General features: G+C 74.0%; 6 protein-coding genes and 22 pseudogenes. 4 read left to right on the forward strand and 24 right to left on the reverse strand.

Going from position 1 to position 13,875, the window contains the following annotated elements:
• The first annotated feature begins 118 nt into the window (after positions 1-118).
• The 4 genes and pseudogenes from UK94_RS13470 to UK94_RS13480 form a co-directional block, all read left to right on the forward strand.
• Positions 119-1,453: an NAD-dependent epimerase/dehydratase family protein gene (locus tag UK94_RS13470; RefSeq protein ID WP_055750112.1), complete on the forward strand. Its 1,335-nt coding sequence runs from the start codon at positions 119-121 to the stop codon at positions 1,451-1,453.
• On the forward strand, positions 1,446-1,994 hold a 549-nt coding region (locus tag UK94_RS13475), incomplete at its 3' end, for a GNAT family N-acetyltransferase (RefSeq protein ID WP_235487786.1). The genes UK94_RS13470 and UK94_RS13475, both read left to right, overlap by 8 nt.
• 541 nt (positions 1,995-2,535) lie before the next feature.
• Positions 2,536-2,799, forward strand: a pseudogene (locus tag UK94_RS50720) (nucleotidyltransferase); the annotation flags it as partial.
• Between the two features lies 1 nt (position 2,800).
• Positions 2,801-3,526, forward strand: a pseudogene (locus UK94_RS13480) (nucleotidyltransferase); the annotation flags it as partial.
• A 4-nt stretch (positions 3,527-3,530) separates the two neighbouring features.
• Here UK94_RS13480 and UK94_RS50725 read toward each other — a convergent pair.
• From UK94_RS50725 to UK94_RS50815, 24 genes and pseudogenes are all read right to left on the reverse strand, one after another.
• A partial coding sequence (locus UK94_RS50725) for a PH domain-containing protein (RefSeq protein ID WP_235487788.1) occupies positions 3,531-3,899 on the reverse strand: 369 nt, incomplete at its 5' end.
• A 1-nt stretch (position 3,900) separates the two neighbouring features.
• A pseudogene (locus tag UK94_RS50730) lies at positions 3,901-4,613 on the reverse strand (PH domain-containing protein); the annotation flags it as partial.
• A 1-nt stretch (position 4,614) separates the two neighbouring features.
• Positions 4,615-4,769: pseudogene (locus UK94_RS73730) on the reverse strand (hypothetical protein); the annotation flags it as partial.
• A gap of 234 nt (positions 4,770-5,003) precedes the next feature.
• A pseudogene (locus UK94_RS50735) lies at positions 5,004-5,093 on the reverse strand (hypothetical protein); the annotation flags it as partial.
• A 1-nt stretch (position 5,094) separates the two neighbouring features.
• Positions 5,095-5,443, reverse strand: a pseudogene (locus tag UK94_RS13490) (PH domain-containing protein); the annotation flags it as partial.
• Positions 5,444-5,662: 219 nt separating this feature from the next.
• Positions 5,663-6,008 (reverse strand): MMPL family transporter (locus UK94_RS50740; protein WP_235487790.1); only part of this gene is annotated, 346 nt, incomplete at its 5' end.
• A gap of 1 nt (position 6,009) precedes the next feature.
• Positions 6,010-6,372: pseudogene (locus tag UK94_RS50745) on the reverse strand (MMPL family transporter); the annotation flags it as partial.
• Between the two features lies 1 nt (position 6,373).
• Positions 6,374-7,104: pseudogene (locus UK94_RS50750) on the reverse strand (MMPL family transporter); the annotation flags it as partial.
• 1 nt (position 7,105) lies between these two features.
• A pseudogene (locus UK94_RS50755) lies at positions 7,106-7,500 on the reverse strand (MMPL family transporter); the annotation flags it as partial.
• A gap of 1 nt (position 7,501) precedes the next feature.
• Positions 7,502-7,602 (reverse strand): annotated as a pseudogene (locus tag UK94_RS50760) (hypothetical protein); the annotation flags it as partial.
• A gap of 1 nt (position 7,603) precedes the next feature.
• Positions 7,604-7,810: pseudogene (locus tag UK94_RS50765) on the reverse strand (hypothetical protein); the annotation flags it as partial.
• A gap of 297 nt (positions 7,811-8,107) precedes the next feature.
• Positions 8,108-9,051, reverse strand: a pseudogene (locus UK94_RS13500) (pseudouridine-5'-phosphate glycosidase); the annotation flags it as partial.
• A gap of 185 nt (positions 9,052-9,236) precedes the next feature.
• Positions 9,237-9,650: pseudogene (locus tag UK94_RS13505) on the reverse strand (TIGR03667 family PPOX class F420-dependent oxidoreductase); the annotation flags it as partial.
• A gap of 169 nt (positions 9,651-9,819) precedes the next feature.
• Positions 9,820-10,289, reverse strand: a pseudogene (locus UK94_RS50770) (AAA family ATPase); the annotation flags it as partial.
• 1 nt (position 10,290) lies between these two features.
• Positions 10,291-10,672: pseudogene (locus tag UK94_RS50775) on the reverse strand (AAA family ATPase); the annotation flags it as partial.
• Position 10,673: 1 nt separating this feature from the next.
• Positions 10,674-10,889, reverse strand: a pseudogene (locus UK94_RS50780) (hypothetical protein); the annotation flags it as partial.
• A gap of 1 nt (position 10,890) precedes the next feature.
• A pseudogene (locus tag UK94_RS50785) lies at positions 10,891-10,945 on the reverse strand (hypothetical protein); the annotation flags it as partial.
• 1 nt (position 10,946) lies between these two features.
• A pseudogene (locus UK94_RS50790) lies at positions 10,947-11,096 on the reverse strand (hypothetical protein); the annotation flags it as partial.
• A gap of 1 nt (position 11,097) precedes the next feature.
• A pseudogene (locus UK94_RS50795) lies at positions 11,098-11,281 on the reverse strand (hypothetical protein); the annotation flags it as partial.
• Between the two features lies 1 nt (position 11,282).
• Positions 11,283-11,473: pseudogene (locus UK94_RS50800) on the reverse strand (hypothetical protein); the annotation flags it as partial.
• 1 nt (position 11,474) lies between these two features.
• Positions 11,475-12,324 (reverse strand): annotated as a pseudogene (locus UK94_RS50805) (Clp protease N-terminal domain-containing protein); the annotation flags it as partial.
• Position 12,325: 1 nt separating this feature from the next.
• A pseudogene (locus UK94_RS50810) lies at positions 12,326-12,428 on the reverse strand (hypothetical protein); the annotation flags it as partial.
• 210 nt (positions 12,429-12,638) lie between these two features.
• Positions 12,639-13,205 carry a helix-turn-helix transcriptional regulator gene (locus tag UK94_RS13515; protein WP_041939937.1) on the reverse strand — a complete coding sequence of 189 codons (567 nt, stop codon included), beginning with the start codon at positions 13,203-13,205 and terminating at the stop codon, positions 12,639-12,641.
• A partial coding sequence (locus UK94_RS50815) for a DnaJ C-terminal domain-containing protein (protein WP_313949500.1) occupies positions 13,202-13,874 on the reverse strand: 673 nt, incomplete at its 5' end. The genes UK94_RS50815 and UK94_RS13515, both read right to left, overlap by 4 nt.
• Between the last annotated feature and the right edge of the window lies 1 nt (position 13,875).

Genomic DNA, 13,875 nt, shown 5'->3' on the forward strand with positions numbered 1-13,875 from the left:
ACGTCGTCGCCGACGGCAGCGAGGGCGGCACGGCCGGCGGAGCGGACCGCGGCGATCGCGACAGGACCGTCGACGCGGGTGACCCGGGCATGGGTGACCCGGGTAGGAGGAGTGGGCCGTGGTTCGGGCGGTGGTCACCGGCGCGGCCGGGTTTCTGGGCGGAGCGCTTGCGCATGCCCTGCGCGAACAGGGCGCCGACGTCGTCGCGCTGGACGTCCGGCGCGCGCCCGGCGTGGTGCAGGCCGACATCAGCCGGCCCGGCACCTGGGAGCAGGCGCTCGACGGCGCCGAACTGGTCATCCACGCCGCCGCCGTGGGCACCGGCGGTGTCGCGGAGCTCACCCCGGTGCGCCCGGGGCGCGCCGGGGCGCCGCGGCGGGTCTCCGGTGCCGAGGTCCGGCGGGTGACCCTCGGCGGTACCGCCGCCCTGCTCGACGCGGCCGCCCGCGCCGGGGTCGCGCGTTTCCTGCATCTGTCCTGTGTGGACGTGCTGTCGCGGGTGACGCCGCGTGACGGCGAACGCGCCGAGGTCAGCCGGGTGAACGGGCCGCTGGTGGACGAGTCCGCCCCGGTCGGCCTCACCGGCGACGTGCGGGCCGACGCGCTCGCCGCCGCCGAGCAGGCGGTGGGTTCGGCCGCGGCGCACGGGCTCGGAGCCACCGTGGTGCGCATCGGCGACGCCTACGGCCCCCGGGCGGGGCGCTGGACACTGTGGCCGGTGCTGCTCATGCGGGCCGGCCGGTTCGTCCTGGTGGACGGCGGGCGCGGGGTTCTCAGTCCGGTCCACGTCGATGACGTGGTCGCCGCGGTGACGGCGGTCGCCGCCGCGGACCGCGCCGCGGTCGCCGGCCAGGTGCTGCACGTCACCGGGGGCGAGCAGGTCAGCGCCGCCGAGTTCTTCGGGTACTACAGCCGGATGCTGGACCTGCCCTCGCCGCGGTCCGTGCCGGGCCGGCTGCTCGGGGCCGTGGACGCGTGGGACCGGGTGCGGGCCCTCGGCGCGGGGCTGGCGGCACCGAGGTCCCCGGCGTCGGCAGGCGGTGCGCTGGCGAGCGGTGTGTCGGCGAGCGGTGTGTCGGCGGGCGGTGTGTCGGCGGGCGGGGTGTCCGCGGGCGGTGGGTCCGCCGCGGCGGAGCCGGAGCCGGCCGGGACTGCGCCGGCCGCGCCGCCCGGGGTCGCCTCGCCGCCGCCCGTGCCGGGCCGACCCGCCGCAGCCCTGGTCCGCGGCCTCGGCGCGCGGCTCGTGGCCGGCGTCGACCCGCGCGCCCGGGTGGACCTCGGCGCGCTCGGCGTGCGCGAACTGACCCGGGACGCCGGCTTCTCCATCAGCCGGATCGGCAGCCTGGCCGGCTGGTCGCCCGCCGTGCCCCTCGCCGACGGCATGGACCGCACCGAGTCGTGGCTGCGGGAACGGGGCCTGCTCGGGGTCCGGGAACCGTCCCGCCGTGGGTGAAGGGCCCACCCTCACCACCCCTCGGCTGCTCGCCCTGCCGCTGACCGTCTGGAACGCCGGCTACGTCGCCGAGGAGCTCGCGCCGGCACTGGCGTTCACGGCGGTGGTCGCCCGTTCCGGCGGGCGCGGCGGGGACGGGCTCGGCCCGTACGGCGGGATCGTCGGCACGGATCCGCACGCGCCCGCCCCGGATCCTCTCGACCCGGCCGCGTCGCTGCGCCGCGAGTTACGCCGTCGGGCCGGCGCCGGGCGCTCGGTGCTGACCTGGGTGCTGCGGCGCAGGTCGGGGCCGGCGGCCGTCGGCCTGGTCGCCGCGGACACCCACGGCCGCCGCGCCGTGGTCGGGGTGTCGATCGTGCTCGGCTGCCGGCGCGAGGGCTACGCGACCGAGGCCGTCCGCGCGGTCGCCGGCTGGTTCGAGTACCGCGGCGCCCTGGTGGAGACGAGGATCCGCCGCGGCGACGGGATCGGAAAGCGCCTGGGACAGGCGACCTCGTTCGTGCCCACCCCCGTCCTGATAGCCGACTGGTGGCGGATCTGGNTGCGTCCGCCGACGGGTTGATCACCCTTGAGATCACGCACCGTCACGTGGCCCGGTTGGGCGCCCGCCAGCCCGGANGTCACCGGCGGCGTTGCGGCGTTTCCCTGCCCGGACCGGCCCGTTTCCTGGTCGCCGGACCGAAAGTGCCTGCCCAGCGTTGATTGATGGGCCTGTGCAAAGTTGTGTCGGCGTTGCCGTGACAGTGTCCTCCTGTCAACCAGGCGACAGCCGTCTTCTCGTAATTTCGGCGGCATAGGGCGCGCGGTGGACACGCCGCGGTGGCAGCCCCCTGTTCAGACCGTGATGCCCTGGGGCACCATGTAAAGCGATGTCGCGACCGTTGGCCGACGGGCTGAGTGAGGGCGGGGCGTCCGGGACGGTCCGTGGGAGGTCCGTCTCGCGTCCGGGGAGGGGAGCCCGAACGGTTCGGCGCTACCTGCGCCTGGGAGGTCAGCAGCATGAGCGTGGATACCCCTCGGGGGACACCGGCCGGAGTTCGGCCGGGGGAGGTCACCTACGACCACCTGATCATTCCGTCGCNCTGGCGGCGGTCCAACGAGTCCACGCCGGGCGCGCCCAACGCGTTGTTCCCACCCGATGGTGGCGCCTCGCCCCAGCAGGTCCCGCCGCCGATCAACCCGACGACCGGGGCGATGACCGGTCCCCTGCTCGTCGGGACCACCGCGCGGGCCTTCGCCAAGCTGGATGACCTGATCCGGCTCAGTGCCGAGGACAAGGCCGTGATCGCCGCCCGGCGCGACGAGGCGGAGCGGGCGCTGCGGGCGATCTTCCCGCCCCGGTGCGCNCTGCCGCTGGTCGGCGTCGCGACGATCGGCTCGGCCGGCCGGGACACCATGATCCAGCCGCTCGACGAGGTCGACATCTTCGCCGTCTTCTCCGCCGCGAACAGCGCGTGGAAGCGGTTCCGCTGGGACTCGCGCGACCTGGTGCTCTGCGTGCGCAACGCGATCGGGGGCGAGCGGATCCAGACGATCGGCAGCCGCGGCCAGGCGCTGCGCATCGTCTACGACTCGCCGCCGGACGTGCACCTCGTCCCGGCGTTCGACCACCCCCGAGCCGGCTACGTCATGCCCGATCGGGTCGGCGGCTGGCTGCCGACCCGCCCGGAGCGGCACACCAGCTGGACCGCGGACCTCGGCCCCCGGGTGATCTCGGCGGTGCGTCTGCTCAAGGCGTGGAACCGGGTCTGCGGCAGCCACCTGCGCTCCTTCCACATCGAGGCGCTCGCCGGGCAGGTCCTCGCCGGTCGAGGGCTCAACACCCGGCAGGGGCTGGCCGAGGTCTTCCGCCACATGGACGAGGTCGGCCTGGTCGCGGCGGATCCCGCGGACGTCGGCGGCGACCTGTCCGCCTACCTGCGCCCCGAGGACGTCGACGCGCTCGCGGGGACCATCCGGCTCGCCCGCATCTACTCGGCGAAGGCGGTCGACGCGGAGCAGGCCGGGGACCACGAGGAGGCCGTGGCACTCTGGGGCTCGGTGTTCGGCCCGGAGTTCCCGACCTTCGGCTGAGGCGTCAGGTCATCCACCGGTCCGGCACGGCCGCGCGGCGCCCCAGCCGGGACCGCTCGGCCTGGGCGGCGACGATCCGCAGTGCCTCGGCCCGGTCGCGCAGGCCGGCTCGCACCCGCACCGGCCCGCCGGTGGTGTCCAGGTGCACGTCGGCGAGGCGCAGCACCCGGGCCAGCGGGTTCGCCACCAGGCGGATGCTCTGCACCTTGCCGTGCGGGATCAGATCTGTGTACCGGCGCAGCAGCCCGTGGCGCGCGACGAAGACCACGTCGTCGGCGCCGCAGGACAGCATCCGCCAGTGGATCGGGGCGAGCAGCGCGGCCCGTCTCGGCGGACGGGCCAGCTCGACCGCGGCCACATCCACCCCGGGCAGNAGCTTGCCGATCAGCTCCAGCGCCTCGTCCCGGCGGGCGACCGGCAGCAGGACCGACGGCCCGCTGCCGGCCACGTTCATCCGGATGGTCACCCAGCCGCACAGGCGCCACAGCAACGGTTCCCCGACGCTGATCGCCTGGACGCGCCCCGGCGGGACGGTGGCGTGGGCGCGTTCGAGCAGCCCGCTGTCGATGCGCAGCCCGTCCGGCGACTCGGACACGGCGTACGGATAGCCGGCGGCGAAGATCCGGAAGGTGGTGTGCCAGAGCCAGCCGAGCAGCGGGATCGCGCCCAGGACACCGGCGCGGGTGCCGGTGAGCAGCGACGGCGTGGCGATCGCCGCCGCCCCGAACACCGCCGCCCACGGCGCGGGCGACAGGGCGATCGCGGCGATCAGCCGTCTCGGCGGCACCTCGGCGAGGGGATGGAACGGCGCCTCGCCGACGTCGGGGGCGAGTCCGGCCGCGGTGGCGAGCAGCTCGGCGCGCAGCCGGTGGGCGTGCCCGATCGACAGGTACCGCAGGTCGGATCCGGAGTCGCCGCCGTCGGCGTCGGACCGTTCCCGGCGTTCCCGGCCCGCCAGGTCCAGGCGCAGGATCGCCAGCCCGATCATCCGGGCGAGCAGTGGCTGGACGATGTCCACCGACTGCAGCCGGTCCAGCCGGACGTAGCGGGTGCGCCGGACCAGCAGGCCGGTGTCCAGCCGCAGGCCNTCGCGATCGAGCCGGTACCGGGTGAACCGCCAGGCACAGTAGCCGTAGGTCCCGGCGGCCGGGATCAGGAAGATGAGGGTCAGGCCGACGGCCCGGGCGGTGACGTCCTCGGCGAGGTTGCGCCCGACGGTCGCGGCGAACGCGGCGACGATCACCCAGCCGCGCAGGAACGGTGTGAGGGGATNCAGCCGGTGGAACCCGTCCGGCGCGGTCACCGGCGCGGCGTCCCGTCGGGTGGTCCTCCGCTCGGCGACCTCCCGCTCGGCGACCTCCCGCTCAGTGGTCTCCTGGTCGGTGGTCTCCTGGTCGGTGGTCTCCCGCTCGGTGGTCTCCCGCTCGGTGGTCACAGTCCGGCCGACCGGGCTTCGCCGCGTTCCGTGAGGGCGTCNCGCAGTCGGGCGGCCTCCCGCGGCGGCAACCCCGGGATGACGGCATCGCTGGCCGCCGCCGCGGTGTGCAGTTGCACCCTGGCGACGCCGNAGCGCCGGGCGAGCGGTCCGGCGGTCACGTCGACGAGCTGCATCCGTCCGTAGGGCACCACGACCAGGCGGCGCACCAGCACGCCCCGGCTGATCAGCAGATCGTCCTCCCGCTCGGCGTAGCGCCAGGCCCGCCAGCCCACGCCGATGGATCGCCAGGCCGCGGCGGCGACCAGCAGGGGGACGACGGTGAGCAGGACCCAGGGCCAGCCGCCGACCGACAGCGAGATCAGCAGGGTGAGCGCCACCGCCGGGACGGCCGCGAGGACCAGCAGCGTCCGTCGTAGCCTCCGCAGCTCCGGCGGCAGGACCCGCCACCGTTCGGGATCCGGCAGGAGAGCGTCGGGCATGTCGCAACGATAAGTCGCGCCTCGGATACGTCCGACCGGAATGGGACGAGTGGATCGCTGCCGTCCTGGTGACCGGCGCGGCTCTCACCCGTTCGGGCGTCCGCGGGGCATCCGTGGTCGTCGGCGAGCCTGGGCGGGTGTCGGCGGGTGTCGGCGGGTGTCGGCGGGTGTTGGCGGGTGTCGGCGGGCGTTTGCGGGTGTCGGCGGGCGTTTGCGGGTCTAGACGGGATGGCGGGGTGTCCGCGGGCGCGGCGGGGACGCCGGCGCGCTGGGGGAGATCGCCGGGGGCGTGCCGCCGGCGGTGTCGTCCGGGCGGGCCAACCGGCTGGGCCACCAGATGCGCCGGCCGATGTCCAGCGTCAGCGCGGGCACGAGGATCGACCGCACGACCAGGGTGTCGAGCAGGACGCCGAACGCGACCACGAAGCCGATCTCGGCGAGCTGGACGAGCGGAAAGATGATCAGGGCGGAGAAGGTGGCGGCGAGCACGACGCCCGCGGAGGTGATGACGCCGCCGGTGACGGCCAGCGCGTGCAGCACACCGGGCCGGGGCCCGATCCGCGCTNCCTCCTCGCGCACCCGGGTCATCAGGAAGATGTTGTAGTCCACGCCGAGCGCTACCAGGAAGATGAACGCCAGTAGCGGCAGCGAGGGGTCGGCGCCGGGAAAGCCGAAGATCCAGCGGTAGGCGACCGCGCTCGCGCCGAGCGCGGCGAGGTAGGACAGCACCACCGTCGCCATGAGCATCAGCGGGGCGACGATCGCGCGGAGCAGGAACATCAGCACCACGAGCACGACCGCGAGAACCAGCGGGATGATCACCTGGCGGTCCCGCACGGCCGCGTGCCGCACGTCGAGGTTCACCGCCGTGTTCCCCCCGACCAGCGCGCCCGCTCCCGGCACCCGGTGCACCCTGGATCGCAGCTCGCNCACGGCGTCGAACGAGGCCGGGCTGTCCGGTCGGTCGCCCAGGACGACGACGAACTGCACCCGGTCGCCGGCGCGGCCGGCCTCGGCCACCCCCGCCACCCCCGGCGTCGCCCGGATCACGGCAGCGACCTGGGGCGCGACCCGTCCGGCGGCGATGACGTACGTCGGCGCCGAGACGCCCGGCGGGAAGTCCGCGGAGATCAGCTCGATGCCGCGCACCGACTCCACCCGGTGCCGGAAGCCCTCGTCCTGCCGCAGCGAGGTGTTCATCGTGAGCAGGCCGACGATGAGGCCACCCAGCACCAACGAGGTCCCCACCCACACCGTCCGCGGGCGCCGGTCGATCGCCGCGCCGATTCTGACCCAGCGTCCCGGCTCCTCGGCGAGGTCGAACTCGGTGAGGTCCTCGTGGCCCGGGGCGGTGGGCGCGGCCAGCGCGTTGTCGTGGGCGGCCCGCGCCGCCGGCCCCCGCCGGGCCGTGTCGGTGACGGGGGGATGCTCCCCGAACCGGGGGATCAGCGGCCAGAACAGCCGGCGTCCGCAGAGCACCATCGCCGCCGGCAGCAGCGTGGTCATCGTCACCAGGGCGGTCGAGATGCCGATCGCGCCGACCGGCCCGAGCCCGCGGTCGGAGGCCAGCACCCCGAACAGCAGGCAGAGCATCCCGATGACGACGGTGCCGGCGGAGGCCAGGACCGCGGGACCGGCGTGCCGCATCGCCTCCCGCATGGNGCGGCGCGGATCCCGGTGGCGGGTGAGTTCCTCCCGATAGCGGGCGATGAGCAGCAGGGCGTAGTCCGTGCCGGCCCCGAAGACGAGCACCCGCAGGATGCCGGAACTCTGCCCGTTGACGGTCAGCACGCCGTGCCGGGCGAGCAGACTGACGATCCCGGCGGCGGTCTGGTCGGCGATCCCCACCGACACCAGGGGGACCAGCCACAGCAGCGGGCTGCGATAGACCACCAGCAGGATCACGGCGACGATCCCCGCGGTGACGAGGAGCAGCCGGCTCTCGATCGTCCGGAACATCTGGAAGGCGTCGGCGACCAGCCCCGCCGGCCCGGTGATCGCGGTCTCGGTCCCGGCGGGGGCGATCCGGGCGGCGATCCGCCGCATCTCACGGACGTNGTCCGTGAACCGGGCGGCGTCGTCGAGCTGGGCGAGGGGGACGGTGAGGATCAGCGAGTGGCCGTCCGGGGCGACGACGGGGCCGAGGACCGGCCCGGCGGNGAAGGGCGCCAGCGCCCCACCGATGGCGGTGGCGGCGGAGCGGTCCGCCGGGGTCAGGCCCGCCGGCCTGGTCAGGACGACGACGGCGGGCACGGCATCCGCGCCGGGGAAGTGGCGTTGCGCCGCGAGCAGGCGGGTCGACTCGGCCTCTGCCGGGAGGAACGCGCTCGCGTCGTTCTTCTGGGCGTCCGCGAGGCGGAACGCCATCGGACTGGCCGCCCCGCCGATCGCGAGCCACAGGACGATGACCACCCAGGCCGAGCGGCGTCCGATCACCCACGACACGACCCGCCAGCCCCCTGTTCGGCAGTGCTGCGCCCCGGCCACCGATCGTGGTGACGGACAGCGACGATTGGTGCCGTCGCGGTTGTCCGACTCACCGTGCGTCTCGGCCCTGACGGAATCGTCGCAGCTCAGCGGCCCGGCTGCCGACTACGGCCGATGCGCTCGCGCTACCGCGGCCGGGTCTGGGGCACTCGGGTCCGGGCCGGCCAGGTCTGGGGNGGCTGAGTCTGGGGCGGCTGGGTCTGGGGCGGTCGGGTCTGGGGCGGCTGGGTCTGTGGGGGACCGGTCCTTGGCGGCCCAGGCGAGGGCGATGTCCGACGCGACGGCGACGTTGTTCCGCACGGCGTTGATGTTGACCTCCAGGCTCGCGCCGCCGGTCTCCCGATGGAAGGTCTCCAGGAGAAACGGGGTGACGGCCTTGCCGCGGATGCCGCGTTCGGTGGCCCAGGCCAGGGCGTCGGCCAGCACCCGGTCGTGCAGGGCCGGGTCGAGGGCCTGGTCGGTGGGCAGCGGGTTGGCCACGACGATCGCCGAGGTGAGGCCCAGCAGGTCCGCCGCAGCCATCGTCGCGGCGACCTGGCCGGCGTCGCCGACCCGCCAGTCCAGGTCGTAGGTGGTGTGGGGCAGGTAGAAGCCGGGGAAGGTCGACGTCCGATAGCCGACGACGGTGATACCCAACGTCTCGAGCCGTTCGAGGGTCGCGCCGATGTCGAGGATCGACTTGACTCCGGCGCTCACGACGGTGATCGGCATGGCCGCGAGGGTCACCAGGTCGGCGGATTCGTCGAAGCTGTCCCCTGCGCCGCGGTGCACCCCGCCGAGACCGCCGGTGGCGAACAGCCGAATCCCCACGCGGGCCGCGAGCAGAGCGGTGGACGCTACCGTCGTCGCCCCCGTCCACCCCGTCGCGCAGGCGACCGGCAGGTCACGCACGGAGAGTTTGATGACGTTGGCGTCGTCGGCGATGCGGCGCAGGTCGGGCTCGTCCAGGCCGACCCGGGGCACGCCGTCGATCACCGCGATCGTCGCGGGGGTCACTCCCCGTGCGCGCGCCAGCTCCTCCAGCTCGACGGCGACGTCGCGGTTGCGGGGCCGAGGCAGCCCGTGCGCGATCAACGTCGACTCCAACGCGACCACCGGCGCCCCGGCGGCCAGGGCGTCCCNCACGGTTGCCGAGACGACGATGTTCGATCTGCCCGCCATGCGCCGACCCTACGTCCCGTCGTCCCGACGCCTCCAGCCGATCGATGTCTCATTGCACTACTCGCGACTTACTGCCCGTGGCCCACGTCCCGTGGCCTCACTTCCCAGGGGCTCGCTACCCGGACGTTCACTGCCCGCGGGTCCNCTCGGCCCGAAACCGCAGCGGCACGCTGTACAGCGTCGCGAACCGCTCGACCGAACCGAACACGTTCTTCGCCCACTCGCTGTACTTCACGAGATACCCCGGGTTCTGATCCGCGGGCGGGGCTTGCGGGTCGGTGGTGAGCACGCCGGTGAGGACGACGAAGTCGCCGCCGCGGCCGTCGTCGTCGAGGTGTAGAGAGCTGCGCGGATTCGTCTGGATCCGGCTCAGCCGCCGCGCGGTGGGTTCGCTGTAGAGCTGGGCGCTGTCGGTGGCGAAGTCCCACAGAAACCAGACCGGCGCCGGCTGCGGGGTGCCGGACCGGTCGGTGGACGTCAGCCAGGCGATCCGGTCCTCGCCCAGCCGCCGAGCCACCTTCGCCCCGAACGCGGTGTCTGGATCGGGAAGTGCGGACATCGTCGGCTCCCACCCCTCGGCGCGGACTCGCCGGTAGGCGGCGATTGACCCCTGCTTACCGTAACCTCCCGACGGGTTCGGCGCGTGACCGGACCNCCACCGATCCGGGCGCGCGCCGCAGAGTGCGTCGCGCGCCCGGACTCGGCCGCGAGCCGCCCGGCCGCCTCCCCTACAGTGCCTTGGCGGGCGGCTTGACCGCGGCGGAGACGATCAGCCCGGCGCCGCCGGGCACCGCGTCGACCTGCACGTCGTCGCCGTCGCGGACCTGTCCCGCGAGCAGTTCCCGGGCGAGCTGGTCGCCGATCGCCGTCTGGACCAGGCGCCGCAGGGGCCGCGCCCCGAACACCGGGTCGTAACCGACGTCGGAGAGCCATTCCTTGGCGGTGTCGGTGACCTCAAGGCCGATCCGCCGCTCCTGCAGCCGAGCCCGCAGCCGGTCGAGCTGGAGATCGACGATGCGGGTCAGGTCCTCCCGGCCGAGCTGGTCGAAGACGAGGACGTCGTCGAGCCGGTTGAGGAACTCGGGCTTGAAGGCATCCCGCACGGCCACCATCACCGACTCGCGCCGGACCTGCGGGCTCAGGGTCGGATCGGCGATGAACTGCGAGCCGAGGTTCGAGGTCAGGATGAGGATCGCGTNGCGGAAGTCGACCGTGCGCCCCTGCCCGTCGGTCAGCCGCCCGTCGTCGAGGACCTGCAGCAGCACGTCGAAGACGTCGGGGTGAGCCTTCTCGACCTCGTCGAGCAGGATGACGCTGTAGGGCCGCCGGCGGATCGCCTCGGTGAGCTGGCCGCCGGACTCGAACCCGATGTACCCGGGCGGAGCCCCGATCAGCCGGGCGACCGAGTGCTTCTCGGCGTACTCGCTCATGTCGATGCGTACGACCGCCCGCTCGTCGTCGAACAGGAAGTCGGCAAGTGCCTTCGCGAGCTCGGTCTTGCCGACGCCGGTCGGGCCGAGGAAGAGGAACGAACCGGTGGGCCGATCGGGGTCGGCGATGCCGGCCCGGGCCCGGCGCACCNCATCGGACACCGCCCGCACCGCCTGGTCCTGGCCAATCACCCGGGCGTGCAGCTCGGACTCCATCCGCAGCAGCTTCGCGGTCTCGCCCTCGAGCAGCCGGCCGGCGGGGATGCCCGTCCAGGCTGCGACGACCTCGGCGACGTCGTCCGGACCGACCTCCTCGTTGAGCATCGCCCCACCGGGAGAGTCCGCGGCGGCCAGCGCGTCGGTGGCGTNGGTCAGCCGCCGTTCCAGCGTCGGGATCGTGCCGTAGCGCAGTTCACCGGCCTTCNCCAGGTCGAGGTCGCGCTCGGCGAGCTCCGCCGCCCGGCGCGCGTTCTCCAGCTCCTCCTTGATCTTCTGGACCTCGGAGATCGAGTCCTTCTCCCGGTGCCAGCGCGCCGTGAGGCTCGACAGCTCCTCGCGCCGGTCCGCCAGCTCGCNCTGCAGCCGCCCGCGCCGCTCCCGGGAGGCGTCGTCGTTCTCCTTCGACAGCGCCATGTCCTCGATCTCCAGCCGGCGCACGGCCCGCTCGAGCTCGTCGATCGCCACCGGCCGGCTGTCGATCTCCATCCGCAACCGGGACGCCGCCTCGTCCATGAGGTCGATCGCCTTGTCCGGCAGGAAGNGGGCGGTGACGTAGCGGTCGGAGAGGGTCGCCGCGGCGACCAGCGCGGCATCGGTGATGCGCACCCCGTGGTGCACCTCGTAGCGCTCCTTGAGACCGCGCAGGATGCCGATGGTGTCCTCGACGGTCGGCTCGCCCACGATCACCGGCTGGAAGCGGCGCTCCAACGCCGGGTCCTTCTCGATGCGGGTGNGGTACTCCTCCAGCGTGGTCGCGCCGATCATGCGCAGCTCACCGCGGGCGAGCATGGGCTTGAGCATGTTGCCCGCGTCCATCGCGCCCTCGGCGCCGCCGGCGCCGACCACCGTGTGCAGCTCGTCGATGAACGTGATGATCTGCCCCTCGGCTTCGCGGATCTCGTTGAGAACCGAGGTCAGCCGCTCCTCGAACTCGCCGCGCAGCTTGGAACCCGCGACCATCGAGCCCAGGTCGAGCGAGACGATCCGCCGGCCGCGCAGCGACTCCGGCACGTCGCCCGCCACGACCCGCAGGGCGAGGCCCTCGACGATCGCGGTCTTGCCGACGCCGGGCTCGCCGATGAGGACCGGGTTGTTCTTGGTGCGCCGGGACAGAACCTGGATCACCCGGCGGATCTCCGCGTCCCGGCCGATCACCGGGTCGAGCTTGCCCTGCTGGGCCCGCTCGGTGAGGTCGATCGAGTACTTCTCCAGCGCGCGGTAGGAACCCTCGGGGTCGCGGCTGGTCACCCGCCGGGCACCGCCGCGGACCTTGTCGAAGGCACCGCGCAGCGCGTCCGGACTCGCGCCGGCGGTGGTCAGAATGCGGCCGGCCTCGCCCCCCTCCTCGGCGAGCGCGACGACCAGGTGCTCGACCGAGGTGTACTCGTCGCCCAGGCGACCCGCCTGTCGCTCGGCGTTGTCGAGCACGGCGAGGAGCTGACGGGACAGTTGGGGCGCCGACACACTCATCCCGGTGGCCCGGGGCAGCCGGGACACGGCGGCCTCGGCCCTGCCCCGGACCGCGTCGACGGAGGTGCCGGTCGAGGACAGCAGCGCCGCACCGACCCCGTCGGGGGCCTCGAGNAGGGCGGTGAGCAGGTGAAGGGGGTCGACGAGTGGTGACCCGTCGCCGGTGGCTCGACTGATCGCCGCGGAGAGAGCCTCCTGCGAGCGGGCGGTGAGGCGTTNAGCGTTCATGGCGGATCCCAGTGTGGTCAGGTGCGTGCAGTGTCATCCGTTCGAACGCTCAGCATACCTGAGTCGTTCCCACTCAACCCTGATTCGTCTCTGCGGGTTCCCGGAAAGGCGAAAGGGGCTCCTCGTGGTCCGTTCCTGGACCGAGAGGAGCCCCCTGGGGTCGGATGCCGCACCGGCCGACGCCCTTGCCGGCCGGGCGGTCAACGGCGGGGAAGCGGCCGCCATACCACGATCGCCCCACGGTCGACAGGGACGAGGTCGCGCCGGTGGCTGGCATGCGCCTCGGCCACCTGCCGCTCCGCGTCGACGCGAGCCCGGGCGAGTTCCTCGGTGAGCTGGCGGACCTGCGCCTGCAGCGCCATCACCTGAGCGCTCAGGTGCAGGATCTGCCGGATGCCCTCAAGGTTGACGCCCTCCTCCTGGGAGAGGCGCTGGACCTCCCGCAACAGGGCGACGTCCCGGGCGGAGTAACGCCGCCCCCGCCCCGCCGTGCGGCCCGGGGTGACCAGCCCGAGGCGGTCGTAGGACCGCAGGGTCTGCGGATGCATGCCGGCGAGCTGCGCCGCGATCGAGATGACGTAGACCGGCGCGTCCTCGTCGTGGGCGGGGCCCGGCAGCGGACCGGTCGGGTAGTACCCCTCCGGCCGGACCTCGGTGGCCGAGCCCAACGGGTCCGGCGGCGGCCGGTCCCCCGACCGCCGTGCCGGCGCCGGCCGCGCGCTCGGCGCGGCCGGCGGATCGGAGGTGCGATTCGGACGCGCGGTCATCCCTCTGCCTCCATCCGTTCCATCAGCGGCGCCCGTGGGTCCTCGGGATGGGCCTGGGCGAACTCGAGCAACGCCGTGCGTGCCCGCGGCGAGAGATCGGCCGGCTTGGGCACGGTCACCTCCAACGTCACGATGAGGTCACCGTGGCCGCCGCCCGCTGCCGGGACGCCTCGCCCACGAGCCCGCAGCCGCCGCCCGCTGGAGGTACCGGCCGGCACCTTCACCGTGAGCGGCGCGCCGTCGAGGGTCGGCACCCGGACCGACGCGCCCAGGGCCGCCTCGGTGATCGTGATGGGGAGCGTGATGGTCAGGTTGTTGCCCTCCCGGTCGAAGACCGGGTGACGCAGTACGTGGACCGTCACCTCCAGGTCACCCGCCGGGCCGCCACGCTCCCCGGGCGTGCCGCGGCCCCGTACCCGCAGCCGCTGGCCGTCGCTGACGCCCGGTGGGATGCGGATGCGCTGTTCGCGTTCGCGCCGACCGGAGCCCCGGCAGTCGGGACAGGGATGGTCGATCAGCGTGCCCTTGCCCAGGCAGTCGCGGCAGGGCTCGGACAGCGCGAATCCGCCCTGCGAACGGGAGACCACGCCCAGCCCGCGGCAGGTCGTACAGGTCCGTGGGGTGGTCCCCGGCCGAGCCCCGCTGCCCTCGCAGGTGGTGCAGGTCGCGN

It is taken from the genome of Frankia sp. AvcI1, assembly GCF_001420875.1.
Lineage (GTDB): Bacteria > Actinomycetota > Actinomycetes > Frankiales > Frankiaceae > Frankia > Frankia alni.